The sequence below is a fragment of the Georgenia sp. M64 genome (assembly GCF_038049925.1).
Taxonomy (GTDB): domain Bacteria; phylum Actinomycetota; class Actinomycetes; order Actinomycetales; family Actinomycetaceae; genus Georgenia.
The window spans coordinates 953,988-979,871 of sequence record NZ_CP145809.1 but is presented as its reverse complement, the minus strand read 5'-3'; the positions used below and the strand labels follow the sequence as shown (position 1 = coordinate 979,871).

Sequence of the window (25,884 nt, the reverse complement as noted above, 5' to 3'; positions counted from 1 at the left end):
GGCCCTGACGGGTCGTGCCGGCGTCCTCCATGCTACGTGGTCAACCACCCGTGCTGCACGTTCATTCCCGGCCGGGGGCACCGAGCTCGGCGTCGACGATCCGCTTGACCTCGCCGAGGAGCTCGACGGCGCGCAGGGACTGCGCCTGCGGGACGCCGGAGAGGTCCATCTGGAAGATCTGACGGTCGTGCCCCAGCGACCGGTGCAGGGTCAGGACCCGCTCGGCCACGCTCGGCGCGGACCCGACGAAGAACGCCCCGTGCCCGCTCGCCTGCGCCTCGTAGGAGATGCGGTTGGGGATGGCGAAGCCGCGCTCGTGGGCGATGGTGGTGGCCGTGCGCAGGTAGTACGGGTAGAAGAAGTCCAGCGCCTCGCGGTCGTCGTCGGCGAGGAAGCCGTGGACGGACACCGCCACGGAGCGGCGCTCCTCGGGGTGGCCGGCCTCGGCGTGCGCCTGGCGGTAGAGGTCGACCAGCGGGGCGAACCGGCGGGGCTCCCCGCCGATGATCGCGTAGTTGACCGGCAGGCCGAGCCGGCCGGTGCGCACCGACGACGCCGGGGACCCGCCGGTCGCGACGGCGATGCGCAGGTGCTCGCCGAGGCCACGCTTCGCCGTCGGGCGCGGCAGGATCTGCGCCTGCTGCAGCGGCGGGCGGCACCGGCCCGACCACGTCACCGGGTTGCCGGCGTCGAGGGTGAGGAGCAGGTCGAGCTTCTCGGCGAAGAGCTCGTCGTAGTCCTCCAGGTTCGCCCCGAACAGCGGGAAGGACTCGATGAACGAGCCGCGCCCGGCGAGGAGCTCCACCCGGCCGCCCGAGTACTGGTCCATGGTGGCGAACTGCTGGTAGACCCGGACCGGGTCCTCGGTGGACAGCACGGTGACGGCGGAGCCGACGTGGATGCGCTCGGTCTGCGCCAGCGCGGCGGCGATGACGGTCGACGGCGCGGAGATGGCGTAGTCGGGCCGGTGGTGCTCACCGATGCCGGCGTAGTCCAGGCCGACCTGCTCGGCCAGGCGCACGCGCTCGAGGACGTCGCGAAGACGCTGCCCGACCGGGGCGGCGTCGGGGCCGGTGCCGAGGTCACCGAAGGTGTAGAGGCCGAGTTCCATGTCCGTGCCAACACCGGGATCGCCGCACTATTCCAGCCGCGGCTCATGGTGTGTCCATCTGTGGTGCGTGCCTCATCCGTCCGTGACGTCTGGCGCACGCCCGGGACCGGCGCCGGGTGGTCGCCCTAGTCGTGGCGGCGCAGGCTCATGGCCTTCTGCGCCTCGCGCTCGTCCTGCTTCTCCCGCAGGGTCTGGCGCTTGTCCCACTCCTGCTTGCCGCGGGCGAGGGCGATCTCGACCTTGGCGCGGCCCTTGGTGAAGTACAGCTCGAGCGGGACGATCGTGTGCCCCTTCTCCCGGGACCTCACCGCGAGCTTCTCGATCTCCTCCTTGTGCAGGAGCAGCTTGCGCTTGCGCCGGGGACCGTGGTTGGTCCACGACCCCTGGGCGTACTCGGGGATGTGCACCCCGTGGAGCCAGGCCTCGCCGCGGTCGATCTCGACCCAGCCGTCCACCAGGGACGCCCGGCCCATCCGCAGCGCCTTGACCTCGGTGCCGGTCAGCGACAGGCCCGCCTCGAAGGTGTCGTCGATGTGGTAGTCGTGGCGGGCCTTCTTGTTGCGCGCGACGACCTTCTTCGCGTCCGCGTCGGCCTTGGCCCGCTCCGCCTGGGCCGGCTTCCTCGGTGCCGGGGCCTTCGTGCCAGCCACTGGTCCTACCTCCGTCTGCTCCGGCCGCGCGGCGCGCGGCCCGGCGCCTGTGCGGCGCCGACCTCCCAGCCTAGGTCAGCAGGCCGGGCCCGCACGAACCCTTTCCGCCGTCGGCGGAGCGCGCGGGTCCCCGCCCGGGCACGGGTCCGGACAGGGTGTCCCGCGGCGCCGTCGTCATCGAGGGGCGGTCAGAACCCGGGCAGCGCCATCGGGTCGATGGTGGCGCCGTTGCGCCACACCTCGAAGTGGACGTGGCAGCCGGTGACGTTGCCGGTGGCGCCGGTGCGGCCGATCGCCTGGCCCTGGCCCACCCGCTGGCCGGGGCTCACGGCGAAGGCGGAGAGGTGGTTGTAGACGGTGATGTACGAGCTGCCGCCGATGATCCCGTGGTTGATGATCACCTGGTTGCCGCTCGTGCCGGTCTGCCACGGCGGCTTGGTCGAGACGACGGTGCCGTCGGCGGCGGAGACCTGGACGTTGCCGCACGCCGAGCGCAGGTCGACGCCGTTGTGCATGTACCAGCCGCCGGTGATCGGGTAGACCCGGTACCCGTAGGCGGAGGTGACGTACAGCGGCCGCACGGGCGGGACGAGGGCGGCCGACGGCGCGGCGGGCGCGGGAGCCGGCGCCGGAGCAGGGGCGGGCGCGGGTGCGGGCGCCGGCGCTGGCCGGCCGGCCTCGGCCGCGGCCCGGCGGGCCGCCTCGGCCTGGCGGGCCGCCTCCTGGGCGAGCCGCAGCTGCCGGGCCTCCTCGGCCTTGCGGGCCTCCTCGGCCCGGCGCGCCTCCTCCGCCTTGCGCGCCTCCTCCGCCCTGCGGTTCTCCTCGTCGATCCGGGCGATCTCCCGGGCGAGCTCGGCGTTGGACTCCTCGAGCTCGGCGATCTGGCCGGTGTGCTCGACCTTCTTCTCCTCGAGCTGCTCGGCCAGGTCGGTCATCTCGGCCTGGATCTGCTCGATCTCGGCCTTGCGCTCCTTGGCCTCCGCCCGGGCCTCGTCGGCGGCGACGACGGCCTCGTCCGCCTCGACCTTGAGCTCGGCGATGCGCTCGGTGACCGCGGCCTGGCGCTGGCGCTGGTTGCGGGTCACGGCGCTGGCCGTCTCGAGCTCGTCGAGGACCTGCGTCTGGGCGCGCACCGCCGTCTCCCGGACGGCGTAGCTCTGGAGGAAGTCCTCGGTGGAGGACGCGTCGAGGACCACCTCGAGGGAGCTGACGGCGTGGTCGCCGCGGTAGGTGCTGCGAGCCAGCTCGCCCATCGCCGAGCGGGTCGAGTCGATCCGCTCCGCGCTGTCGGCGATCGCCGTCTCGATCGTGACGATCTCCGCCTGCGCCAGCTCCAGGCGCCCGGCGACCTGCTCCTGCTTGCGCTCGGCGGCGGCCAGGGCCTCCTGCGCGGCGGCCAGTTCCTCCTGGGCCTCCGGAAGGCGGTTCTTGGCGTCCTCGAGCGCGAGGTAGGTCTCGGCCAGGTTGGTCTCGACACCCTCGAGGGAGGACTCCAGGCGCTCGCGCTCGGCCTCGTTCTCCTGCTGCTCGCGCACGAGGTCGTCGCGGCTGTCGGCCTGCGCGGCGGTGCCGCCCAGGGCGAGCGCGACGACGGTCAGGAGCGCGGCGCCGAGCCGCACGGAGCGGCGGGCGCGCCCGGTTCCCCAGCTGTGCATGAGCGTCTCCCCCTCAGACCTTCGTGTACCGGCCGAGCGTGACGACCGAGCTGATGCCGGCCAGCGCGATCGCCGCCAGGACCAGCAGCGGCGCGATGGCCAGGACGTCCGCCGTGCCGACGAACTGCACCCACGGCGTCGAGCCGGCCAGCCAGTCCTCCACGAGGTAGCGCACCCCGAGGAACAGCCCGCCGACGGCGAGGACGGCGCCGACCAGCGCGGCGATGGCGCCCTCGAGCATGAAGGGCAGCTGGATGAACAGGTTCGAGGCGCCGACCAGGCGCATGATGCCCGTCTCGCGCCGGCGCGACATCGCCGAGAGCCGGATCGTGGTGGTGATGAGCAGGACGGCGGTGACGATCATGACGCTGGCCAGGCCCACCGAGAGCAGGGTGGCGCGGTTGAGGACGAGGAAGAGCGGCTCGAGCTGCTCGCGCTGGTCGACGACGACCTCGACGCCGGCCCGGCCCTCGAGCTCGTCGGCGACGATCTGGTACTGCTCGGGGTCGACGAGCTTGACCCGGTAGCTGACCTGCATCTGCTCGACCGTGAGCGACTGCGCCCACACGGTGTCGGCCATCTGCTCCTGGAAGGCCTCGTACGCCTCGTCCTTGGTCTCGAGGTAGACCTCGTCGACGTAGGGGCTCAGCGCCTCGGACTCCAGCAGGGTGCCGATCTCGCCGATCTGGTCCTCGGTGGCCTCCCCCGCCGCGCAGCCCGGCTCCGGCGAGCCGGCCGGGCACATGAAGGCCGAGACCTCGACCTTGTCGTACCAGTCGTTCTTGAGGTTGCCCACCTGGGTCTGCAGCAGCGCCGCGGCCCCGACGAACATGAGCGAGACGAACGTGACCAGGGCGACCGAGACGGTCATCGCGAGGTTCCGGGAGAGTCCCTGGAAGGTCTGGGACAGCACGAAGCGCAGTCTCACGGCCCTACCTCCCCGCCCCGTAGACGCCGCGGGACTGGTCACGGACCATGACGCCGTCGGCGAGCTCGACCACGCGCTTGCGCATCTGGTCGACGATCTCGTCGTCGTGGGTGGCCATGACGATGGTGGTGCCGGTGCGGTTGATGCGGTCGAGCAGGCGCATGATGCCGATCGAGGTGGTGGGGTCGAGGTTGCCGGTGGGCTCGTCGGCGAGGAGCACCTGGGGGCGGTTGACCATGGCGCGGGCGATGGCCACGCGCTGCTGCTCGCCGCCCGAGAGCTCGTGCGGGAGCCGCTTCTCCTTGCCCGCCAGGCCGACGAGGTCGAGGGTCTCCGGCACGGTGGTGAGGATGTGGTGGCGGGGCTTGCCGATCACCTGCAGGGCGATCGCGACGTTGTCGAAGACGTTCTTGTTCGGCAGGAGGCGGAAGTCCTGGAAGACCGTGCCGATGCGGCGGCGCAGGTGCGGGACCTTCCACCGCGAGACCTGGGACAGGTCGCGGCCGAGGGCGTGGATCTGCCCCGACGTCGGGCGCTCCTCGCGCAGGACCAGGCGCAGGAAGGTCGACTTGCCCGAGCCGGAGGACCCGACGAGGAAGACGAACTCGCCGCGCTCGACCTCCATGGAGATCTGGTCCAGGGCAGGGCGGGCCCCGCGCGCGTAGACCTTGGAGACGTTCTCGAATCTGATCACGACAGCTCGTGGCCAGTCTCGACAGTGGGGAAGTACAGCTCTGGCCGCTACCGAGAGTAGGCAGCGGCGCCCGGGCGCCCGGACCGACACGCCGCACGGCCGCGCCGGAAAGCGGCCGGCGGCGTACCGCGCGGGACGTCGGGCCGGCGCGGGGCGCGGGGCGCGGGACGTCGGGCCGGCGCGCGGCGCGGGGACGTCGGGCCGGCGCGGGGTCGAACGCGTCGGCCGCACCGCGTGGGCGCAGCGGGGCGGGGCGCCGGGCGCGCCCCGTGGTCAGCTCTGCTCGGCCGCGTTCTGCGTGTTCTTGCGCCAGCGGATCCCGGCGTCGATGAAGTCGTCGATCTCGCCGTCGAAGACCGCGCCGGGGTTGCCCGACTCGTGCTCGGTGCGCAGGTCCTTGACCATCTGGTAGGGCTGGAGGACGTAGGAGCGCATCTGGTCGCCCCACGAGGCCTTGACGTCGCCGGCCATGGCCTTCTTCGCGGCGCTCTCCTCCTCCTGGCGGCGCAGGAGCAGGCGGGACTGCAGCACGCGCAGGGCCGCGGCGCGGTTCTGGATCTGCGACTTCTCGTTCTGCATCGACACCACGATGCCGGTGGGGATGTGCGTCATGCGCACCGCGGAGTCCGTGGTGTTGACGGACTGCCCGCCGGGTCCGGAGGAGCGGAAGACGTCGACCTTGATCTCGTTCTCGGGGATCTCGACGCTGTCGGTCTGCTCGATGAGCGGGATGACCTCGACGGCGGCGAAGGAGGTCTGGCGCCGGCCCTGGTTGTCGAACGGGGAGATCCGCACGAGCCGGTGCGTGCCGGCCTCCACGGACAGGGTGCCGAACGCGTAGGGCGCCTTGACCTCGAAGGTGGCGGACTTCAGCCCCGCCTCCTCGGCGTAGGAGGTGTCGAGGACCTGGGTGGGGTAACCGTGCCGCTCGGCCCAGCGCAGGTACATCCGCAGGAGCATCTCGGCGAAGTCGGCGGCATCGACGCCGCCGGCGCCGGAGCGGATGGTCACGACCGCCTCGCGCTGGTCGTACTCGCCGGAGAGCAGGGTGCGGGCCTCGAGGTCGGCCAGGGACTTGCGGATGGCGGTGAGCTCGGCCTCGGCGTCGTCCATGAAGGCGTCGGCGTCGGCGCCGCTCTCCTCCTGGCCGAGCTGGACGAGGGCCTCGAGGTCGTCGATGCGCTCGCCCATCTTCTCCACGCGGTCGAGCTCGGCCTGCGTGTGGGAGAGCTGGGACGTCACGGCCTGCCCGGCCTCGGGGTTGTCCCACAGGTCCGGCGCGGCGGCCTTCTCGGAGAGCTCGGCGATCGAGGCGCGCAGGGCGTCCGGGTCCGTCACGGCAGCGATGGACTCGTAGGTGCTGCGGAGCTGGTTGATCTCGGAGGAGAAGTCGGTGGCCACGATCTTCAAGGTTACGCGATGCCGGGCGCGCACTCGCCGCGTGGCGACGGGCCCGCCGAGCCCGCCTCGTCAGCCGCTCAGCAACTCGCGGCCGACCCAGGACGTTCCGGGTCCACTCAGTGGCTCCCGCCCGACCCAGGACCTTCCGGGTTCACTCGGTAGCTCAGGAGCCGCTGACTCGTCCCGCAACCTACGACCTCACCGGCGGGTGACCAGCACGACCTCGCCAGCGGCCCGCACACCGGCGTCGAGGGAACACCACCCGGACGACGACGCCCCCGCTCCACCAGGCGCCGGCGCTCCGACTCAGGAGGTGAGGTGGCGGCGGAACCACGCGGCCGCCGCGGCGCCGGCCCGTTCAAGGGTGCCCGGCTCCTCGAACAGGTGCGTCGCCCCAGGGACGACGAGGAGCTCACCGGGGCAGCGCAGCTGCTCCAGCGCGGCCCGGTTGAGCTCGAGCACCTGGGTGTCGAGCCCGCCCACCACCAGCAGGGTGGGCACCTCGACCTCGCCGAGCCGCGGGGCGGCGAGGTCCGGGCGTCCGCCGCGGGAGACGACGGCGCGCAGCCGGGCCGGGTGGTCGGCGGCCGCCCACAGGGCCGCGCCGGCCCCGGTGCTCGCGCCGAAGTAGCCCAGCGGCAGGCCGCGCAGCGCCATCAGACCGGAGGTCCAGTCCGTCGCCGTCCGCAGCCGCCCGGCGAGGAACGGGATGTCGAACACGAGTGAGCGGTCCCGGCCCTCGTCCTCGGTGAGCAGGTCCATGAGCACGGTGCTGAGCCCCACCTCGTGGAGCATGGCCGCCACCGCCCGGTTGCGGGGGCTGAGCCGGCTGCTGCCCGAACCGTGTGCGAACAGGACGACGCCGGCGGTGTCGTCGGCGAGGGTGACGGTGGCGGGCAGCGGACCGGCCTCGGTGGGCACGAGGACCTCCCGCTCCCTGGCCCGGCGGGCGCGCGAGGCGACGAGCAGGGTGCGGACGTCCTCGTCGGGCACGGGCGAGAAGTCCTCGTACCAGGCGCCCACGGCGTGGAGGTCGGCGGGTTCGTTCAGCGCGACGAGGTCGTCGACGGCGCCGCGCAGCTCGGCGGCGACGTCCCGGGCCACCACGGGCACGGCCAGGACGATGCGGTCGGCGCCGCGTCCGAGCAGCACGGCGACGGCGGCCCGGACGGTGGCGCCGGTAGCGATCCCGTCGTCGACCACGACCACCGTGCGCCCGGCGACCTCGTGCCCGGCGCCCACACCGCGCCAGGCCCGCACGCGGCGGTCGAGCTCGAGCTGCTCCCGGCGGGTGACCGCGTCGAGGTCGGCCGGGTCGACCCGCGCGGCGACGGCGGGGTTGATCACGCGCACGCCCTCCTCGCCGATCGCCCCCATCGCCAGCTCGGGCTGCCAGGGCACCCCGAGCTTGCGCACGACGACGACGTCCAGCGGGGCGTCCAGCGCCCGGGCCACCTCGGCCGCCACGGGGACCCCGCCGCGCGGGAGGCCGACGACGAGCGGCGGCCGGTGCCGCCCACCGCGGACGGCCTCGGGCGGGAGGGCCCGTGCCGGGGTGAGGTCGTCGTCGGCCGTGCGCTCCCCCGCCAGTCCGCCGACGGCTGCGAGCCGCTCCCCGAGGAGCCGCCCCGCCTCGACCCGGTCCCGGAAGATGTCCGACTGCCCGAACCACCCCATGCTTCAGCGTCCCCCGAACCGGTGCCGGGGGGAAGGGACGTTCGGGTGCGACCTTCGCCCCTTCCCTCCGCGCCGGCGGCGTCGCACCCTGGAGGTGGGCGCCGGTCCGCCCGTGTCCTGCGCCCGGAGGGAGGGATCACGATGAGCGTCGACCCCATGAAGGACGCCGAGCCCGCCAAGGACGTCGAGCCCACCAACGAACCGGAGCAGCGCACCGCGGGCGCGGTCGGCCCGCTCCACCGCTCTCCGCGCGAGCTGGCGGAGCAGCTCTGGGAGTCCTGGCCGTTCGGGGACTTCCCCTGGCCGTTCCGTGAGGCCGGTCGTCCGGCCGGCGTGCCGATCCGCGTCGAGGAGCACCGCGACGGCGACCACGTGGTCGTCCGCGCCGAGCTGCCCGGTGTCGACCCGGAGAAGGACATCGACGTCACGGTCGAGGACGGGATCCTCACGATCCGAGCCGAGCGCCGCGAGTCCACGGAGAAGAAGGAGGACAAGAGCTACCGCAGCGAGTTCCGGTACGGCAGCTTCGTCCGCCGTCTGCCCGTGCCTCGGGGCGTGCGGACCGAGGACGTCTCGGCCAGCTACCGCGACGGTGTCCTCGAGGTGCGGCTACCGGCGCCGCCCGAGGAGACCCCGCCGAGGAAGGTCCAGGTGCAGCGCGGCTGAGCCGTCCGGTGCGCGTGGCGACGGCAGCTCCCACCCAGGCGTCCGGAGCCCGCGCCCCCGCCCCGCTCGGTGGGCGACCGATCCCTCGGTCGCCCACCGATCCCTCGGTCGCCGAGCGATCCCGGCACACCGCTCTCGCTCGGCGACGAGGTGATCGTTCGCGCTGTCGGGTCCGACGTCCTGGCGACTACGCGGGCTCGCCCGCGGGGTCGCCGCCCCGGCGGTAGGCCGGGGTGGCCACCACGAGGACGACGAACGCGGCGGCGACGGCACCGAGGATGACGGTGGCCATCGCGATGGCGTCGCCGCCGAGCACGCCCACCAGCGGGCTCACGGTCCCGGCCACGCCGGCCTGCATCGCGCCGATGAGTGCGGCCGCGGTACCGGCCCGCTCCCCGTGCCGGGTGAGTGCCAGCGCGGAGGCGTTGGGCGGGACGAACGCGTTGACCGCGAGCATGAACCACAGCGGGGTCATGAGCCCGACGAGCCCGCCCGCCCCGGTCGCGGCCACCGCCACGAGCACCACCGCGAGGAGCATCGCCAGCGGGATCGCCACGCGGATGATCCTGAGCGGCTCGAAACGGCGCACGAGCGAGGCGTTGACCTGCGAGCCGAGCACGAGACCGGCGCCGTTGAGCGCGAACAGCAGCGCGAAGGCGTTCTCGGACAGGCCGTAGCCCTCGCGCAGGACGAACGGCGATCCGGCCACGTAGCTGATGAGCGCGCCGAGGCCGAGACCCGGGAGCAGCGCGAGCGCCATGAACTGACGGTCGGCGAGGAGGACGCCGTAGCTGCGGGCCGTCCCGCCGATCCCGCGGGCCACGCGCCGCTCCGGCGGGTGGGTCTCGGGCAGGGCGCGGGCCACCACGACGAGGAGGACGAGTCCGAGGATCGCCAGAACGGTGAAGTTGGCCCGCCAGCCCCACAGGTGGGCGATGAGCCCGCCAACGGTGGGCGCGAAGAGCGGGGCGACGCCGACGACGAGCATGAGCCGGGAGAGGATGACGGAGGCGCCGGCGCCTCTGTAGCGGTCCCGGATGACCGCCATGGCCGAGACCATCGCGGCGGAGTTCCCCACGCCCTGGATGACCCGCAGCGCGAGCAGCGGGATGATCGACGGCGCGATCGCGGCCAGCAGCGAGGCGACGATGTGCACCGAGATGCCGATGAGGACGGGGGCACGCCGACCGTAGCGGTCCGACAGGGGGCCGATGAGGATCTGGCCCACCGCGCCACCGATGAGGACGCCGGTGATCGTCGCCTGGACGAGGGCCGCCGAGGTCTCCAGGTCGCGGGCGACGTCGGGCAGGGACGGCAGGTACAGGTCGGTGGTCACCGCGGGGAGAGCGGCCATCGCCCCGAGGAGCAGCACGAACGACGCCGGTGGCCGGACGGCGGCGGGGAATGTCACTGCCTCATGCTGGCACGCGCCGGGCCCCCCGCCACCCCCGCGCCGGGCATCGTGACAGGACTCACGTCACGTGACGGCGCACCGGCTACAGCGCCTCGAGGTCGCCGGCCACCTGGACCATCTGCTCGAGGACGGCGAGCGTGGCGGCCCGCGGCTCGGTGCGGGTGACGCGGTGCCGGACGAACAGCCGCCGCGTGCCCAGGCCGGGCAGCGCGACCCACTGGACGTTCTCCGGGAGGTGGCGGCGCAGGGCGAGCGAGGGCAGCAGCGCGATCCCGAGGCCCGCACCCACCATGGCGAGGCCCACGTCGAAGTCGAGGTAGCGGTGCCGGGTACGCGGGTCGAACGACAGCTCGGCGGCGAGGCGGTGCAGCGCGCGCTCGGCGGCGCCGCCCGGCTCGGGCCCGAGCCAGGTGCGCTCGGCCAGGTCCATGAGCGTCGTCGGCACCGGCTCCCCCGCGGGCAGCGCCACCACCCACGGCTCGTCGAGGAAGGGGACGTCGCGGGCGCCCTGCGGGGCCGGGCTCGGCGCCGAGACGTCGTGCTCGATGACGAGCAGGTCGAGCTCGCCCCGGCGCAGCGCGCGGCGGCCGTGCTCCTCGGGCACCTCGTTGACGACGAGCTGGACACCGGGGAGGGTCTGCTCGAGCTCGGTGACCAGCGGGACGAGGACGGCGCGGATCGCCGTCTGGAACGCCCCCACGACGACGACGCCGGAGATGTCGCCCTCGAGCGTGAGGAGGGATCGGCGGGCCTCCCCCACCTCGGACTCGATGCGCTCGGCCGTCTCGGCGAGGATCCGCCCGGCCCGGGTGAGGGTGGCGCCGGTGGGCTGGCGGTCGAGCACCCGCACCCCGGTCTCGGCCTCGAGCCGGGCGATCTGCTGGGAGACGGCGGACGGGCTGACACGCAGCACGTCGGCCGCCGCCAGGACTCCTCCGTACCTGTTGACGGCCAAGAGGAATCCAAGTCTTCGTGGGTCGATCTCCATGAAGCAGAACTGTATGCCGGATGCTCGATCGTTCGATTGATCTTCACCATCGGGGGCGCCACGATGGACACCATGAACGACTTCGCCGCGCTCGCCGTCTCCATCGTCGGATGGGTCGGCGCCGCCGCGTCCCTGGGGGCCTACGCGATGGTCACCCAGCGCCGGATCGAGCCCGACTCGCTGCTGTTCCAGGGGCTCAACATCGGCGGCGCCACCGCGCTCGCCGTGAGCGCGTCGGTGAACGCGGCGTGGCCCTCCGCCGTGGCGAACGTCGTGTGGGTCGCGATCGGGGTGCAGGGCCTGCTCTCGGTCAAGCGGGCCGTCATCGCCCGGCGGGCGCGTGCGGCCGCGGCCCGGCTCGCGCGCGACCTGCGCCACCCGGTCGGGCTCCACCGACCGGTGCTGGTGCGGCGCCCGGCCGGTGCCGAGGGCCCGGTCGCGTCGCGCCGGCCGGCCGCGGCACCGCGCTCGGGACGGTCGCGTCGACCGTCCCGCCGCACCGCCGCCGGGACGCGCGAGACCCGCACCACGGACACCGGCTTACGGGCGACGGGTACGCCGGACCTGACGGAGAAGCTCGTCCGGGTCTGAGCTCGCACTCGTCGACCGACGGGCGGAAGGAACTGCGGCCATGGCCGCGCAGTCGTGTCGCCATCTCACGCGGTCAACCGGCGCGGGCGGTCGAGGTCGCCCGCAGGGCGATGCCCTCGCTCCACGGCGCGAGCACCCACGGCACGAGCGGCGGACGCACGGTCGCACCGAGGGTGACCTCAGCGGTGACGCCGTCGGGCGACCCCGTCGGCTCGAGCACGCGCAGTCCGGAGAACTCCCCCACGACGGCGGAAGGCGCCGACGCCAGATAGCCGTCCACCGCGGCACGGACCGTCGCGTCCGAGAGCGGCACAGTCGTCGGACCACCCGCTTGAGTCGTGCCAGCCGGGACGCCGGCGGAGTAGTAGGCGTCGAGGTCGACGGCGTCGGCTGCGTCGGCAGCGACGGAGTCCGCCAGCGCCAGGAGCCGCTTGCGCTCGATGTGGACCGCCGAGGCGCTGACCACGACGAGGACCAGGGCGAGGAGCAGCACCGCGAAGCCGAGGGTGAGGAGCATGATCTGGCCCTCCTCGCCGGTTCGCGGCCCAGCGTTCCGGCTGCGCCTCATGGCGCGTCCCGGAAGTCGCCCACCACCGCCAGGTGCGTGGCACTGACCGGCACCTCGGCCGGCACCACGGCAGTCACCAGGTCGGGGAGGAGGGGCAGATCGACCACCGTGGCGACCTCCACCACCACCCGTGCGCCGGGCGCCTGGCACCCCCCTGTCCCGCACGAGAAGGTCAACGCCTCGGAGCCGGAGACGTCGAACCCCTGGTCCTCGAACGCCAGCTCCACCGCTCCCATGGCGACGGCGGGCTCCCCGCCCTGAGCCAGGATGCGCCCCGCCTCACGCGCCGCCCCCTCGGCCGCGAACGCAGCGGCCTGGACCCGCGAGAGAGTCAGGACCAGGTAGACGATCGGGACCAGCAGCAGCACGCTGACGCCGAGAAACTCCACCACCGCGCTGCCCCGATCGCCGCTGAGCCGTCTCAGGCGCGCCCTCACAGGGGTCGCTCCAGCACCGCGTGCCCGCTGACCTCCACCACACCGGACGGACCGAGCAGGCCGAGCACCGGTAGCGGAGCGCTGACGTCGACCCGCACGAGGGTGGTCCCGGCCCGCTGCACCGTGCCCGCCGAGACGCGGTCGGCGTACCGCGACGACAACGACATCGCGATCAGGCTCCGGGTGCGCTCAGCTCCGGCGGCAGGGCTGGAGCCGACGAGCGCGCCGTGACGGGCACCCTCGGACGCGGCGTCGATGAGGGTGTTGCGCACGTGCAGGCCGAGGGTGAGCTGGACGACCGCGAGCACGACCGTCACGACCAGCACCGAGACGAGCACGAAGTCGACCACTGCTGACCCGCGGTCCGGGCCGTGCGGACGACCAGGTCCGAATGCCCGGCGTGCTGCGTCGTCTCGAGGGCGGTGTCCCCGGGGGCGCGACGTCAGAATCCCAGCACGCGGTTCATCGCGGTCTGGAAGACGTTGCCCAGCGCCGGACCGGCGAGCGCCCAGATGGTCAGCACGAGTCCCGCCGTCATGAGGGTGACGAGCACCCAGCCGGGCACGTCGCCGCGTTCGCGGTCCTCCGGCGGTGGCCAGGTGAGGTGCTTCGAGGCGAGCGTGAGCAGGGTGATCCACATGGCGGTCTCCTTCGGGAGGGGTCGGTCGTGCGAACGGGGTCCGGTACGCACGGCGGGGCGGCGCCGGACGGGAGGCGGCGGTCACAGCCCCACCTCCAGCACGGCCAGGCCGGGAAAGATCGCGAAGAGCACGGTGACGGGCAGGACCAGGAAGACGACCGGCACCATCATGGCCAGCTCCTTCTTCCCGCCCGTCTCCATCAGCTCACGGCGCGAGGACTCTCGGGCGTCCTGCGCCTGCGCGCGGAGCACCTCGGCCAGCGGCGATCCCCGCTCGAGCGCCACAGCGACGCCGTCGGCGAACCGCGCGACCGCGGGTACGTCGGTGCGTCCGGCCATGCGTTCGAGTGCCTGGCCGAGCGGGACGCCGGAGCGCGCCTCGGCGAGGGTGCGGTCGATCTCGCCGGTGAGCTCGCCACGGGTGGCCCGCGCGAGCCGTTCAAGCGCCGCCACGGCTCCCTCACCCGCACCGACGGCGAGCGCGAGCAGCTCGGCGACGTCGGGCAGCTCGGCGCGCATCCGGTCCTGCCGACGCCGCACCTGCCAGGTGAGCAGCTGGTCGCGCGCGACGGCGGCCCCCACCGCGCTGAGGGTGACCCCGAGCAGCAGCGGCACGACGGCGGCGCCACGGACCAGGCCCACGGTCAGGGCCAGGAGGAGCCCGCCGGCCAGGCCGAGGGCACCCCACAGCAGCTGCTCCATACGGAACTGGTCGTGGGTGACGGGTGAGCCGGCCAGGACGAGGCGGCGCCTGATGCTCACCGAGGACGAGCCCAGTCGCTCGAGGAGGCGCGCGACGTCGTGCAACCCGGGGGCCAGCAGCCGCTCGAGGGTCGGGAAGGGGGTGTGGAGCTGGCTCTCGGCCAGCAGCCGCGAGGTGCGGGGCCGCTCCCGGAGGTAGGGGGCCAGTCGCTGCGAGAGCGTGATGCGACGCGAGCCCAGCCGCCACAGCACGAGGGAGAGCCCGGTCCCGCCGAGCAACCCGGCGAGCGCGCCGGTGAGGGCGGTGCTCATCGCATCACCCGCTGTTCCTCGGGCAGCCGGCCGATGCGCATCATCAGCCAGTAGGCCAGCGCGGAGCTCGCCGCTCCCACCGCGAGCACCGCCACCCCGATCGGGCTGTCGTACGCCTTCGCGGCCTCCGGTCTGGTGGCGAGCAGCAGCAGCACCACCCACGGCGCGGCGACGGCCATGCGTGCCCCGTTGACGGTCCACGACTGTCGGGCCTCGAGCTCGCCGCGCGTCCGCAGGTCATCGCGGAGCATCTGCGCAAGGGTGCGCAGCAGCCGCCCGAGCTCGGTGCCGCCGACCTCGCTGGTCAGGCGCAGCGCCTCGACGATCCGGTCGGCGACCGGGTCGGCCAGGCGCGCCTTGAGGATCTCGAGCGCGTCGTCGAACCGTCCCGTGGCCCGGTAGTCCTCGGCGAAGCGCCGGAACTCCTCCCGCACCTCCTCCGGCCCACGCTCGCCGAGCGAGATGAGCGCCTCCGGGAGGGACCGGCCGGCGCGGATGCCGGACACCAGGTCGTCGACCACCTCGGGCCAGACCGTGCGCAGCTCCGTCCGCCGCCGACGCGCCCGCGAGTGCACGAGCGCCCAGGGTGCGCCCGCGGCGATCGCCGCGAAGCACGCCGCGATGGGCGGCGCGGACGTCAGTGCGACGCCGAGGACGAGGACGGTCGCCCCGAGCCCGACGGCGGTGAGGACCAGTGAGGTGGGCGAGACGGACGGGGCACCCGCCTGGACGAGCAGGTCCTGGGTCCGTCGAGACCAGCCGCGCGGCGCGGCGCGGACGGCCGGGCGCTCGAAGAAGGAGAACCAGATGCTGAGCAGACCGGTCCCGAGGAGCAGTCCCGAGATCGCACCCACGGCCCGCTACCCCCGGTCGCCGGCCGCGAGCAGTGCGGCCAGGTCGTACCCGGCCAGTGCGAACCGCTCCGGGTGGCTGGGGTACCCGCCGGATCGCTCGAGCCGGTCGTCGTGCAGGGCGAACAGCTCCGCGGTCTCCACGACACCGTCCTCCACGCGGCCCGTCACCGCGACGATCTCGCGGACCCTCCGGCGCCCGTCCCGGCCGAGCTCCAGGTGCACGACGACATCGACGGCGCTCGCGACGGTCGGCACCACGAACGAGGCCGTGACGTTCTCGCCCGCGAGCAGCGGCAGGGTGCACAGCTTCGTCACCGCCTCCCGGGCGGAGTTCGCGTGGAGGGTGCACATCCCGGGGATCCCGGCGTTGAGCGCCACGAGCATGTCGAACGCCTCCGCCTCACGGACCTCGCCGATGATGATCCGGTCGGGGCGCATGCGCAGCGCCTCCTTCACCAGGCGCCGCAGCGGCACCTCTCCGACTCCCTCGAGGTTCGGCTGGCGCGTCTGCATGGCGACGGCGTCGCGGTTGGCGAGCCGGAGCTCGAAGACCTCCTCGCAGGTGATGATCCGCTGGCCGGCTGGGATGGCCCCCGCCAAGGCGGTGACGAGCGTGGTCTTGCCGGCCTGGGTCGCGCCGGACACGAGCACGTTGAGTCCCGCGACCACGGCGGCGTCGAGGAACGCCGCAGCCTGGGGCGTCAGCGACCCGACGGCGACGAGGTCGCTGAGACGCCGCGCCCGGGTGATGAACTTGCGAATGTTCACGGCCCAGGCGGAGCGGGTGATGTCCGGGATGACGACGTGGATGCGCTCGCCGGTGAGCAGCGAGGCGTCGACGAAGGGTGTGGAGAGGTCGAGCCGGCGACCGGACGCCCGGAGCATCCGCTCGACGAGGTCGCGGACCTGCTGGTGGGTGAGCATCGTGGTCGTCAGCTCCGACCGGCCGGCTCGTGCCACGAAGACCTTGCCCGGCTCGTTGATCCACACCTCCTCGACCTCGGGGTCGTCGAGGTAGCGCTGCAGCGGACCGAGGCCGGCCACGGCGTCGACGACCTCCTTGGCGGCCGCGCCGGGGTCCGCGAGGGGCGGGACGAGCCCGGCCAGCGACCGCTCGTCGTAGTCGGCCACGACGGCGGCGACGAGAGAGCGCACACCGTCGGTGTCACGGGCGGGGTCCAGACCCTGACGGCGGACCAGCTCCCGCACCTCGGACTCGAGCAGCGCCACACCGTCCTCCACGCCGCACCTCCGCCGCCGCCGCTGGAGCGTTCTACCAGGTCAGAGGCCGAACATATTGGACGGACGAGGGTCGTGGGCAGGTTTTCACGCCCCTGTGGACAAAACTTCCCCGGCCCTCGCGGACAGGAGCCGCCGCCACCAGCGGTGGTGGCACCGCCGCACCGGTGGCCCCTCCTCCGGCGCGTGCACCGCGCACCGGCCCCCGCCGCCGCCTACCGTGTTGCCGTGGTCCGATCCGCCCTCGCTCTCGCCGCCCTCGCCACCACGGCCGTGCCCGGCCTGGACGTGGTGGCGACCCGACCACCCCAGCGGGTCACCACCGACTTCCAGACCACCGGCGTCCTCGACGGCGGCGGGCGCAGCTGGGTGGTCGTCGCGCCCCTGCACGCCGCGGCCGGGGCCGCCCTGGAGGGCGAGGTCGCGGTCCTGGCGAACCTCGCGAAGGCCGTGGACGACGGCCGGCTGCCCTTCGACGTCCCCCGCCCCGCCGGTTTCGCCGCCCTCCCCGAGGGCGGGCGTGCGATGGTCCACCGCCAGCTCGTCGGCCGCCCGCTCGACCTCACCAGGCTCGCCGCCGGCCCGGGGCTCTCCGCCGAGGTCGGCCGCGCGATCGCCGCGTTCCACGAGCTCGACACCGACGTCGTCGCCGAGGCGGGTCTGCCCGTCTACGACGCCGACGCCTACCGTCGCCGCTGCCTCGCCGAGGTCGACGAGGCCGCCCGCACCGGGCACGTGCCGGCGGTCCTGCTCAACCGGTGGGAGCACGCCCTCGAGGACGTCGCACTGTGGCGCTTCCGGGCGGTGCCGGTGCACGGCGACCTCGCCCCCGACCACGTCCTGGTCCACGAGGGGAGGGTCAGCGCCGTGCTCTCCCTGGCCGAGGCCCACGTCGGCGACCCCGCCGAGGACCTGGCCTGGCTGACGGCGTCCGCGCCGGAGGAGTCCCTCGACGCGATCGAGGAGGCGTACTCCCTCGCCCGCACCGAGAGCACGGACAAGCACCTGCTCGACCGCGCCCTGCTCGTCTCCGAGCTCGCGCTGGCGCGGTGGCTGCTCCACGGAACCCGCACCGGCGAGCAGGCGGTGATCGACGACGCGGCCGCGATGCTGCGCGAGCTCGCCGCCGACGTCGAGGACGCCCCGCCCATCGGCTCTCGCGAGCCCGTCGTGCTGCCCGACCGCGGCTGGGGCGAGGATGACGCCCTCCCGCACACCGACGGCGACCGGGCTCCGGAGCCCGCCGGCGACGGGCCGGAGAACCACGACCGGCCCACGCCCGCAGACGACGTCGACGCCGGGACCGCAGATGAGGTCGACCAGCCGGGCACCGAAGGTCAGGACGACGGCGTCGACGCGCCTGCCGACGACCCGGCCGGCGAGTCCGCTCCCGGCCCGGCACGGCGGCAGGACCACGCCGCGGTCACCGAGGAGCTCCACCTCGGCCGCGACCTGCCCGACTTCCTGCGCGAGGACCGCCCGAACAGCTGACCTCCGGGTCGCGGGTCAGCTCACCGGGACCGCCAGCGCAGCGGTGATGCGGTCGACGATCTCCTCCTCGGTGAGGTCACCGGCCCGGACGGTGGTGTCGGCGCCGACGTAGTAGAACGCCGCCCCGACCCGCTCGAGGGGGGTGCCGGTCGCCCGGGCCCAGGCGAGCCGGTACAGCGCGAGCTGCATCTCGCGGCGCTCGAGGTCCTCGGCGTCACGCGGGGGCCGTCCGGTCTTCCAGTCGACCACCTCGACGTCACCGCCGTCGGCGAAGACGGCGTCGATGCGGCAGCGCACCATCGTCCCGGCGACCGGCGTCTCGAGGTCGACCTCCACCGCGACGGGCACCCGCGCCGCCCAGGGTGAGGCGGCGAAGGTCCGCTGCAGCGCGGTGAGGTCGTCGTCGGCGAGCGGGCCGGCACCCTCGTCGCCGCTGCCGGGGACGTCGTCGACGTCGAGCAGGGCGGCGCGGCCGTAGAACCGCTCGACCCACTCGTGGAAACGGGTGCCGCGCCGCGAGACGACGGTCGGCTCGGCGGGGACCGGGCGTCGACGGTCGCGGGCGAAGGTCTCGGGGTCGGACACGAGCCTGACGACGGCCGAGGCGGACAGGTGCCCGGCCAGGTGCACGGTGGCGTCGGGGCTCGCGGCCTCGTCGCGCTCGGCGAGCAGCAGCTCGGCGTCGCGCGCCCAGTCGCGCACGAGGTCGTCGTCGCTCACCGCGAGCCGGCGCAGGACCGGGAGGTCGTCGTGCCCGGCCGCGGCGGCGAGCCGGCCGGCGGCCGCGAGCACGGCGGCCGCGGCGGCCTCGCGGGCGGGGCGGCGGGGGCCGAGGGGGTCGGTCGGCCAGGAGCGCTCCAGCGCCTGGGCGAGCGCCGGGTTCTCGGTCCCGGCCGCGGGGGCGGGGACGAAGCCGTCCTCGAGGGCGGTCACGTGCCCGGCGTCGCGCGGCTCGGTGAGGAACCGCGACGGCGGCAGGGCCGTCTTCCCGGTGCGGAACCAGGACCCGGAGAGCAGGAGGGTGGAGCGGGCCCGGGTGACGGCGACGTACGCCAGGCGCCGCTCCTCGGCCACGCGGTGGGCGCCGGCGTCGACCCGGAAGGCGTCCAGGGCGTCGGCGACGTCCCGGTGGGTGGCCGTGCCGGCGAGGGGCAGGCGCGGGAGGGACTCGGCGTCGCCGCGCAGCGGGTAGGGCAGCTCGCCCACCGCGGTCAGCCAGGCGCCGGCGGTGACGCGCCCGTCGTCCCGGGGGGCGCAGTCGTACCCCGGGAACTGGGTCTCCACCAGGCCGGGGACGGCGACGACGTCCCACTCGAGGCCCTTGGCGGCGTGGACGGTGAGGACCTGCACCACCGCGGTGTCCGGCTCCTCCTCCGCCGTGCCGCCGCCGTCGAGCCCCCGCTCGCGCTCCTCTGCGGCGTCGAGCCAGGACAGGAACGCGCCGAGGCTCGGCCGGTCGCTGTCGGCGGCGAACCCGGCGGCGACCTCGACGAAGGCGTCCAGGGCGGACCGGGCCGCCCCGGCACCACCGGCCCCCGCCCGGGTCGCGACCTCGATGTCGAGCTCGAGGAGCTGCTCGGTGGCCACGACGAGCTCGGGAAGGGAGAGGTAGGACAGGGACCTGACCTGCCGCAGGACCTCGCCCAGGCGCCCCACCCGCGCCGCGGCGGCGGGGGTGAAGACGTGACCGCGGGGGCTGGACCAGCCGGCCGCGGGCGGCTGCTCGACCGCCTCGACGATGCTGGACTCCTCGCGGGGGTCGAGGCGGCGGCCGGCGTCGTCGGTCGCCGCCGTGGACGCCCGGCGGGCGAGCTCACGGGCCCAGTCCTGCAGGGCGTGCAGGTCCGCGATGCCCAGGCGCAGGTTGGTCAGCAGCCGCATCATCGCATCGCCGCGGCCGGCGTCGTGGGCGACCTCGAGCGCGGCGCGCAGGTCCACGACCTCCGGGGTGCTCAGCAGCCCGCCGAGGCCCAGGACCCGCACGGGCAGCCCCCGGTCCCGCAGGGCGGCGACGACGTCGGGGAACTGGCTGCGCTTGCGGCACAGCACCGCCGCGGTGCGGGGGGAGTCCGGGGTCCAGCGGTCGGCGACGAACGCGGCGACCTGGCGCGACTCCTCCTCCTGGGTCGGGGCGTACAGGCCCAGCACCTCGCCCGGTCCGGCGCCCGGCCGGGCGCGCAGGACGGGCACGTCGACGACGGCGCCCGGCTCGCGCAGCGGGGCGGAGACGGTGTTGGCGGCGTCCAGGACGGCCCGGTCGTTGCGCCAGGAGGTGCTCAGCGCCAGGGTCCGGGTCGCGGGGCCGTCGGCGGAGCGGAACATTCCTGGGAAGGTCGCGAGCGACGCGGCGGAGGCTCCGCGCCAGCCGTAGATGGCCTGGTTGGGGTCCCCGACGGCGGTGACGGCGTGGCCGGCGCCGAAGAGCGCCGAGAGCAGGCGCAGCTGCGCCACGGAGGTGTCCTGGTACTCGTCCAGGAGCACGACGCGGTACTGGGCCCGCAGCTGGTGGCCCACCTCGGGGACCTCGGCGGCGATCCGGGCGGCGAGGGCGACCTGGTCGCCGAAGTCGATGAGGCCCCGTTCCCGCTTGAGCCGGGCGTAGGCCTCGACGACGTCGAGGAGCGCGATGCGCTCGCTGAGGGTGGCCGCGACCTTCGCGACCGGGGCCAGCGGGCCCCTGGCGCGCGGCCCGGCGGCCTTGTCGACGAGGTCAGTCCGGAGGTCGGCGAGGAGCTCCCGGGCGTCGGCGGGGTCGAGGAGGTGCTCGGACAGCGCGCCGGACAGGCTGAGGACGGCCTCGGTGACCGCGCCGGGCGAGCGGTCAGTGGCGAGCTCCTCCGCCCAGCCCTGGACGAGGTCGTCGGCGAGCTGCCAGGCGGCGGCCTCGGTGATGAGGCGCGCGTCGGGGTCGGCGCCGACCCGCAGGGCGTGGTCGCGGGCGAGGTTGCCGGCGAAGGAGTTGTAGGTGGCGATGGTGGGGCGGTCCACGTCGAGGACGGCGGCGCCGTCGGCGGGGTCGGCCGCGGTGGTGAGCAGGCCGGCCCCGCGCAGGGCGCGCAGGCGCTTGCGGACCCGGTGGCCCAGCTCCGCGGCGGCCTTGCGGGTGAAGGTCAGGCCGAGCACCTCCTCGGCGCGCACCATCTCGTTGGCGACGAGGTAGACGACGCGGGCGGACATCGTCTCGGTCTTGCCCGAGCCGGCGCCGGCGACGACGAGCAGGGGCGCGAGGGGCGCCTCGATGACCTCCGTCTGCTCCGGGGTGGGCGGGGGCTGGCGCAGCGCGTCGGCGATCTCCGCGGCGGAGTGTCGGGGTGGGGCGGTCGCGGCGGGCCGGCGGGGCGGGGCGGCGGCCGGGGGCAGGGCGCTCATCGGGTCACCCGCTCCCCGTCGTCCTGGACCGGGCAGGAGCGGCGCACCGGGCAGTGCCGGCAGTGGTCGTTGAGGCGGGCGACGAAACCGGCGCCGGCCATGACCTCGGCGGCCTCCCCGACGAGCGTGGCCGCCCACGCCGGGTCGGCGGCGTCGGCGAGCGCCGGCTGGGGCCGCAGGGTGGCGCCCTTCGCGCCGGCCCCGAGGTAGACGAGCCGTGCGCCCGCGGGCCGCACGGGCCCGAACGCGCCGGCCTCGACGGCCGCCTGGTAGGAGCCGAGCTGCGGGTGCTCGGCGGCCTTGTCCTTGGGCAGCGGGTTGGCGGAGGTCTTGAGGTCGACCACGCGGGCGGCGCCGTCGTCGAGGTGCTCGACCCGGTCCATGCGCCCGGTGAGGTGGGCCCGGCCGACGTCGGCGGTGAAGGCGCGTTCGACGTCCACGTCGCCCGGCACGCCGGCCATGTAGGCCGCCAGCCGGTCGACCATGGCCTCGGCGAGGACCCGCTGGCGCCGCCCCACCCAGGACTCGCCCAGCCCGAGCTCGTGCCAGCGTGCGGCCAGGGCGGTGCGCAGCTCCTCGGCGCTGCCGTGCGGGTGCTCCGCCGCGATCTCGTGGATGAGGGAGCCGACGCTCTGGTCCGCCGACCGCTCCCCGCGTCCGCCGGCCTGCTCCAGGGCCCAGCGGAGCCCGCACGTGGTGGCGAGCTCGACGCCGGAGGGGCTGACGGGCACCTGGGCCTCGGCCGGCCGCAGGGGTACCTCGGTGCTCGGTGCGGCGAGGCCGGACCAGGTGGTGGGGTCGGCCCCGGCGACCCCGCGGGCGGCGAGGTCGGCGAGGAGCTCGGCGGCGGCTCCCGTCCGGTCGGTGCGGTGCTCGACGGCGCCGCGGAGCTCGGCGACGAGGCCGCGCAGGTCCAGCGGCGGCGGCGCGGTGCGGGCGTCGGTCGGGTCGAGGTCGGGTGCGAGGAGGTCGAGGAAGGTCGAGGGGCGCTCGTCCTCGTCGAGGACCGCGGTCACGAGGAGGCGCCGCGCGGCCCGGGAGACCGCGACCGCGAGCATCCGCAGCTCGTCGTCGAGGACCTGCCTGCGGGCCGGGCCGTAGGCGCGGCGGCCGTCGGGCGACCGGCCGGCCTCGACGTCGGCGAGGGCGCCGGCCCCGAGGAGGGAGTCGCGCAGGCGCAGGTCGGGCCAGACGTCCTCCTGGAGCCCGGCCACGACGACCACCTGCCACTCCTCGCCCGCCGCGGCGGCCGGGGTGAGGACCTGGACGGTCTCCGCGCGCTGGCCCTGGGCCGCGAGGGTGTCGGCGGGCAGGTCCTGGGCGCGGACGTGCTCGAGGAACCCGGCGGGGCCGCCGCCGACGGTGCGGTCGGTGTACTGCTCGGCCGCGCGGAACAGGGCCATGACGGCGTCGAGGTCGGCGTCGGCGCGGTCCGAGCCCGGGCCGCCCGTGAGCGCGCGGCGGCGCCAGGGCTCGGCCAGCCCGGCCGCGTCCCACAGGGCCCAGAGCACGGTCTCGGCCGTGGCGGCGGGCCGCTCCAGGGCGGCCCGGCCCGCGGCGAGGACCGCGGCGACGCGCGCCGGGCCGCGGCGGGCGCCGGCCGGCAGGTCCGCCCCGTCGGCGGGGTCGTCGACCGCGGCGACGAGGAGCTCGTCCACGGTGCGTGTGCCCTCGCGGGCCCGCTCCCGTGCCCGCAGCGCCCGGCGCAGGGTGCGCAGGGCGACGGCGTCCAGGCCGCCGACCGGGGAGGTGAGCAGCTCCACGGCCTGCTCGGCGGTGGTGGTGCCGGCGAGGACGGCGGCGAGCGCGACGAGGAGCGGCCGGACCGCGGGCTCCTCCCGGAGGACGCCGGGCCCGGAGCCGCCGGCCACCGGCACCCGCCAGGCCCGCAGCGCCCGCTGCAGGGCCGCGACCTGCCCCGCCGAGCGGGTGACCACGGCCATCTGGGACCAGGGGGTGCCGTGGTGCAGACGTTCCTCCCGCAGCGACCGGGCGATGAGGGCGCCCTCCTGGGCCCGGGAGCGCAGGACCGTCACGGTCGTGCCGGACGGTGGCGCGCCCGCGCCGCCGGCCCCGCCACCGGCAGCGGCGGCGGGTCCGGCGTCGGGCTCGGGGACCCGGGCGGACCGGTGGCGGACGGCGCCCGCGGTCGACACGGCGCCGGTCACGGCCGCCGTCGCCCGGCGCAGCTCCGCGTCACCCCGGTGGACGGTCTCGAGCACGACGCGCCGTGCCCCGAACCCGCCGATGGCGGCGCGGGTCTCGGCCAGGCCGACCAGGGCCGGGGTGCCGCCGCGGAACCCCTGGACGCCGGTGTCGGGGTCGCCCAGCAGCACGAGCTGCGAGCCGTCGTCGGCCAGCGCCCGCAGGAGCCGGGCGGCGGCGAGGGTCGAGTCCTGGTGGTCGTCCACGACCACCGTGGACCACCGGGGGCGGGGGTGGTCGGGGACCTCGCGCTCCCACGCGCGCAGCGCCGCGGTCGCCTCGTCGACGATGCGGGCGGCGTCCAGGCGGGCCCCGCGGTCGGGCGTCATCTCCCCCAGCGCGGTGACCTCCTGGTACTCGCCCAGGAGGACGGCGGCGGCGACCCACTCCGGTCGGCCGTGGCGCTCGCCCCGCTCGGCGAGGTCCTCCGGGGCCAGGCCCAGCTCGGCGGCGCGCATGAACAGGTCGCGCAGCTCGTCCCGGAACGCCGGCAGGGCCAGGGTCTCGGCCGTCACCGACGCGGGCCAGCGCACCGCCGCGCCCAGGCCGAGGCGGTGCCCCTCGAGCAGCTCACCGAGGATCTGGTCCTGCTCCGGTCCGGTGACCAGGGTGGGGGCCGGCTCGTGCAGGAGCGCGGCGCGCAGCCGCAGGACGGAGTAGGCGAAGGAGGCGGGGGTCCGGACGAGGACCTGCCCGGTGGTGCGCCCCAGCCGGGCCGCGACGGCGTCGCGCACGCGCGCCGCGCCGCGCCGGGTGGGGACGAGCAGCAGCGGCCCCTGCGCACCGGCCACCGTGGCGCCCGCCGGTGGGGCCTCGGCTCGCGCCCGCGCGAGGAAGACCTCGAGCGCCGTCGTCGTCTTGCCGGTCCCGGGGGCGCCGACGACCAGGAGGTTGCCGGCGCCGGCGCCCCACGCGACGGCCTCGGCCTGACGGGCGTCGAGGACCGGCGGCGCGGGTGCCGGTGCGGGCAGGGCGAGCCGCGGGCCGGTGCTGCGGGTCGCCGTCTCCATGCCCCCGATGCCATCACACCCCACCGACATCCGGGCGCACCGACGCGGCGCGCCCGGCCTCATCCGGCCAGGGCGTCCCAGCCGTTGGGCAGGCAGCCGCCGAGGTCGATGCTCTGCTGGACCATCACCGGCGCGACGGTGCCCGGCGCGGGGCAGGTGACGTGCGGGCGGCCCAGGAGGTGGCCGACCTCGTGGTTGACGAGGTACTCGCGGTAGGCGGTGAGGTCGGCGCCCGCGGCGAGGAAGGGCTCCGCCCCGGAGGACCACCGCTCGGCGTTGAGGACGGCTCGTCCGTTGCGCCCGCAGGAGTACTCCCCCATGGTCCGCAGCGGGACGCAGAGCTCGTCGGTGGTGGCCCCGGAGGCGAGGACGACCGAGATCTCCGCCTCGCCGTCGGTGCGGGCGAAGACGACGGAGCCGTCGTGGCCCCATCCGCGCTCGTCGTTGAGGACGTCCATGACGAGCTCGGCGAACGCCGCCCCGTCCACCGGGAGGCCCTCCTCGAACTGGACCCGGACGGTGCGGACCCGTTGCGCCGGCCGCGGGGCCTCGGTGGACCCCGGGACGGTGACGAGGTTCCCGGAGGCGGCCGCGGGGACCTCGTCCGCGGTCAGGCCGGCCCGGGCGCGCTCGGCACGCTCGGCCGCGGCGCCGGCGTCCTCGGGCGGCCACGCGGAGACGTCGGGGTCGGGCGTGCGGACCGAGGCGCTCAGGACAGTCGAGGTGCCCGCGAGGCCCGCCGCCGTGGCCGGCGCGAGAGCGGCGGCGTGCGCCAGCAGGCCCGCGAGGGCGAGCACGGCGGCGACGGCGGCAGGAGCGGGACGCACGGTCCCATCCTCTCACCGCCGTGGCGGACGACCGCTCCGACGCCGGGTGGTCCGGGCCGTGACACCCGCCACGCCAGGTTGTGGCCCGGTCCGCCGCCCCGGCCGGGCGGGCGCCGTCGGTGTCACCACCTACGATGGGCGACAGCATCGACCCCGCATGAAGGAGGAGCACCGTGGAGATCACCATCGGCGTCCGGAACGTCGCGCGCGAGATCAGCCTGGAGTCCACGCAGAGCCCGGACGAGGTGCTCGCGGCCGTGCGGACGTCGCTCAAGGACTCCGCACCGCTGGTCCTGGAGGACGAGAAGGGCCGGCACGTCGTCGTCCCCGCCGAGGCCCTGGGCTTCGTCGAGCTCGGCCCGACCGAGCAGCGCCGGGTGGGCTTCGGTCTCGTCTGAGGCCGAGGACGGGGGCCGCGCCGCCCCGGGTGACCACCCCCACGCCGCCCGGTCAGC

Annotated in this window: 23 protein-coding genes; 4 read left to right on the top strand and 19 right to left on the bottom strand. The window is 75.3% G+C overall.

Annotated elements, in window-relative coordinates; translation table 11 throughout:
- Positions 1-61: 61 nt before the first annotated feature.
- From AAEM63_RS04395 to AAEM63_RS04365, 7 genes are all read right to left on the bottom strand, one after another.
- A complete protein-coding gene (locus AAEM63_RS04395; RefSeq protein WP_341360436.1) occupies positions 62-1,111 on the bottom strand; it encodes an LLM class flavin-dependent oxidoreductase in 1,050 nt (349 codons plus the stop codon).
- Between the two features lie 125 nt (positions 1,112-1,236).
- Complete coding sequence (smpB, locus tag AAEM63_RS04390) at positions 1,237-1,761, bottom strand: SsrA-binding protein SmpB (RefSeq protein ID WP_341360435.1); 525 nt, start codon at positions 1,759-1,761, stop codon at positions 1,237-1,239.
- Positions 1,762-1,949: 188 nt separating this feature from the next.
- Positions 1,950-3,416, bottom strand: a complete 1,467-nt coding sequence (locus AAEM63_RS04385; RefSeq protein WP_341360434.1) for a peptidoglycan DD-metalloendopeptidase family protein — start codon at positions 3,414-3,416, stop codon at positions 1,950-1,952.
- A gap of 13 nt (positions 3,417-3,429) precedes the next feature.
- Complete coding sequence (gene ftsX / locus AAEM63_RS04380; protein WP_341360433.1) at positions 3,430-4,344, bottom strand: permease-like cell division protein FtsX; 915 nt, start codon at positions 4,342-4,344, stop codon at positions 3,430-3,432.
- Between the two features lie 4 nt (positions 4,345-4,348).
- Complete coding sequence (ftsE, locus tag AAEM63_RS04375; RefSeq protein WP_123917386.1) at positions 4,349-5,038, bottom strand: cell division ATP-binding protein FtsE; 690 nt, start codon at positions 5,036-5,038, stop codon at positions 4,349-4,351.
- 273 nt (positions 5,039-5,311) lie between these two features.
- Positions 5,312-6,439, bottom strand: coding sequence for a peptide chain release factor 2 (gene prfB, locus AAEM63_RS04370; RefSeq protein WP_341360432.1), 1,128 nt, complete (start codon positions 6,437-6,439; stop codon positions 5,312-5,314).
- Positions 6,440-6,745: 306 nt separating this feature from the next.
- Positions 6,746-8,116: a phosphoribosyltransferase family protein gene (locus AAEM63_RS04365; protein ID WP_341360431.1), complete on the bottom strand. Its 1,371-nt coding sequence runs from the start codon at positions 8,114-8,116 to the stop codon at positions 6,746-6,748.
- A gap of 141 nt (positions 8,117-8,257) precedes the next feature.
- Between AAEM63_RS04365 and AAEM63_RS04360 the strand changes: the two genes are divergently transcribed.
- Positions 8,258-8,782, top strand: coding sequence for an Hsp20/alpha crystallin family protein (locus AAEM63_RS04360; RefSeq protein ID WP_341360430.1), 525 nt, complete (start codon positions 8,258-8,260; stop codon positions 8,780-8,782).
- 187 nt (positions 8,783-8,969) lie between these two features.
- On the opposite strand, the gene AAEM63_RS04355 is transcribed toward AAEM63_RS04360, so the two are convergent.
- Positions 8,970-10,193 (bottom strand): multidrug effflux MFS transporter, encoded by a 1,224-nt coding sequence (locus AAEM63_RS04355; RefSeq protein WP_341360429.1) that lies wholly within the window; start codon positions 10,191-10,193, stop codon positions 8,970-8,972.
- Between the two features lie 85 nt (positions 10,194-10,278).
- A complete protein-coding gene (locus AAEM63_RS04350) occupies positions 10,279-11,184 on the bottom strand; it encodes a LysR family transcriptional regulator (protein ID WP_341360428.1) in 906 nt (301 codons plus the stop codon).
- A 63-nt stretch (positions 11,185-11,247) separates the two neighbouring features.
- Between AAEM63_RS04350 and AAEM63_RS04345 the strand changes: the two genes are divergently transcribed.
- Entirely contained in the window at positions 11,248-11,775 is a 528-nt protein-coding gene (locus AAEM63_RS04345; protein WP_341360427.1) for a hypothetical protein, read from the top strand.
- Positions 11,776-11,848: 73 nt separating this feature from the next.
- On the opposite strand, the gene AAEM63_RS04340 is transcribed toward AAEM63_RS04345, so the two are convergent.
- From AAEM63_RS04340 to AAEM63_RS04310, 7 genes are all read right to left on the bottom strand, one after another.
- On the bottom strand, positions 11,849-12,292 hold the full coding sequence (locus AAEM63_RS04340) for a hypothetical protein (RefSeq protein WP_341360426.1): 444 nt from the start codon (positions 12,290-12,292) through the stop codon (positions 11,849-11,851).
- Positions 12,293-12,339: 47 nt separating this feature from the next.
- The gene (locus AAEM63_RS04335; protein WP_341360425.1) at positions 12,340-12,732 is read right to left on the bottom strand and encodes a pilus assembly protein; all 393 of its coding nucleotides are present in this window, start codon (positions 12,730-12,732) and stop codon (positions 12,340-12,342) included.
- 44 nt (positions 12,733-12,776) lie between these two features.
- Complete coding sequence (locus tag AAEM63_RS04330; protein WP_341360424.1) at positions 12,777-13,130, bottom strand: TadE/TadG family type IV pilus assembly protein; 354 nt, start codon at positions 13,128-13,130, stop codon at positions 12,777-12,779.
- A gap of 92 nt (positions 13,131-13,222) precedes the next feature.
- A complete protein-coding gene (locus AAEM63_RS04325) occupies positions 13,223-13,420 on the bottom strand; it encodes a hypothetical protein (RefSeq protein ID WP_341360423.1) in 198 nt (65 codons plus the stop codon).
- Positions 13,421-13,501: 81 nt separating this feature from the next.
- The gene (locus AAEM63_RS04320; protein ID WP_341360422.1) at positions 13,502-14,434 is read right to left on the bottom strand and encodes a type II secretion system F family protein; all 933 of its coding nucleotides are present in this window, start codon (positions 14,432-14,434) and stop codon (positions 13,502-13,504) included.
- Positions 14,431-15,288 carry a type II secretion system F family protein gene (locus tag AAEM63_RS04315; RefSeq protein ID WP_341360421.1) on the bottom strand — a complete coding sequence of 286 codons (858 nt, stop codon included), beginning with the start codon at positions 15,286-15,288 and terminating at the stop codon, positions 14,431-14,433. The genes AAEM63_RS04320 and AAEM63_RS04315 overlap by 4 nt, the downstream gene beginning before the upstream one ends.
- Positions 15,289-15,294: 6 nt before the next feature.
- Positions 15,295-16,530: an ATPase, T2SS/T4P/T4SS family gene (locus tag AAEM63_RS04310; RefSeq protein WP_341360420.1), complete on the bottom strand. Its 1,236-nt coding sequence runs from the start codon at positions 16,528-16,530 to the stop codon at positions 15,295-15,297.
- 225 nt (positions 16,531-16,755) lie between these two features.
- Between AAEM63_RS04310 and AAEM63_RS04305 the strand changes: the two genes are divergently transcribed.
- A complete protein-coding gene (locus AAEM63_RS04305; protein ID WP_341360419.1) occupies positions 16,756-18,018 on the top strand; it encodes a phosphotransferase in 1,263 nt (420 codons plus the stop codon).
- A 15-nt stretch (positions 18,019-18,033) separates the two neighbouring features.
- Here the strand turns inward: AAEM63_RS04305 and AAEM63_RS04300 are convergent, their stop codons facing one another.
- Genes AAEM63_RS04300 through AAEM63_RS04290 form a run of 3 tightly spaced genes read right to left on the bottom strand, consistent with a single transcriptional unit; the run spans position 18,034 to position 25,429 of the window.
- On the bottom strand, positions 18,034-21,387 hold the full coding sequence (locus tag AAEM63_RS04300) for an ATP-dependent DNA helicase (protein WP_341360418.1): 3,354 nt from the start codon (positions 21,385-21,387) through the stop codon (positions 18,034-18,036).
- Positions 21,384-24,602: a PD-(D/E)XK nuclease family protein gene (locus AAEM63_RS04295; RefSeq protein WP_341360417.1), complete on the bottom strand. Its 3,219-nt coding sequence runs from the start codon at positions 24,600-24,602 to the stop codon at positions 21,384-21,386. Before AAEM63_RS04295 ends, AAEM63_RS04300 begins: the two co-directional genes overlap by 4 nt.
- 59 nt (positions 24,603-24,661) lie before the next feature.
- Positions 24,662-25,429, bottom strand: a complete 768-nt coding sequence (locus AAEM63_RS04290; protein ID WP_341360416.1) for a DUF3152 domain-containing protein — start codon at positions 25,427-25,429, stop codon at positions 24,662-24,664.
- A 173-nt stretch (positions 25,430-25,602) separates the two neighbouring features.
- Between AAEM63_RS04290 and AAEM63_RS04285 the strand changes: the two genes are divergently transcribed.
- Positions 25,603-25,827, top strand: coding sequence for a DUF3107 domain-containing protein (locus tag AAEM63_RS04285; RefSeq protein WP_341360415.1), 225 nt, complete (start codon positions 25,603-25,605; stop codon positions 25,825-25,827).
- Positions 25,828-25,884: the final 57 nt, after the last annotated feature.

What these genes read in the sequence shown, in the direction of transcription:
- AAEM63_RS04395 (WP_341360436.1), bottom strand. Translation starts at nt 1,111, where the DNA reads ATGGAACTCGGCCTCTACACCTTCGGTGACCTCGGCACCGGCCCCGAC.
- AAEM63_RS04385 (WP_341360434.1), bottom strand. Translation starts at nt 3,416, where the DNA reads ATGCACAGCTGGGGAACCGGGCGCGCCCGCCGCTCCGTGCGGCTCGGC.
- AAEM63_RS04365 (WP_341360431.1), bottom strand. Translation starts at nt 8,116, where the DNA reads ATGGGGTGGTTCGGGCAGTCGGACATCTTCCGGGACCGGGTCGAGGCG.
- AAEM63_RS04360 (WP_341360430.1), top strand. Translation starts at nt 8,258, where the DNA reads ATGAGCGTCGACCCCATGAAGGACGCCGAGCCCGCCAAGGACGTCGAG.
- AAEM63_RS04350 (WP_341360428.1), bottom strand. Translation starts at nt 11,184, where the DNA reads ATGGAGATCGACCCACGAAGACTTGGATTCCTCTTGGCCGTCAACAGG.
- AAEM63_RS04345 (WP_341360427.1), top strand. Translation starts at nt 11,248, where the DNA reads ATGGACACCATGAACGACTTCGCCGCGCTCGCCGTCTCCATCGTCGGA.
- AAEM63_RS04340 (WP_341360426.1), bottom strand. Translation starts at nt 12,292, where the DNA reads ATGCTCCTCACCCTCGGCTTCGCGGTGCTGCTCCTCGCCCTGGTCCTC.
- AAEM63_RS04325 (WP_341360423.1), bottom strand. Translation starts at nt 13,420, where the DNA reads ATGTGGATCACCCTGCTCACGCTCGCCTCGAAGCACCTCACCTGGCCA.
- AAEM63_RS04320 (WP_341360422.1), bottom strand. Translation starts at nt 14,434, where the DNA reads ATGAGCACCGCCCTCACCGGCGCGCTCGCCGGGTTGCTCGGCGGGACC.
- AAEM63_RS04300 (WP_341360418.1), bottom strand. Translation starts at nt 21,387, where the DNA reads ATGAGCGCCCTGCCCCCGGCCGCCGCCCCGCCCCGCCGGCCCGCCGCG.
- AAEM63_RS04295 (WP_341360417.1), bottom strand. Translation starts at nt 24,602, where the DNA reads ATGGAGACGGCGACCCGCAGCACCGGCCCGCGGCTCGCCCTGCCCGCA.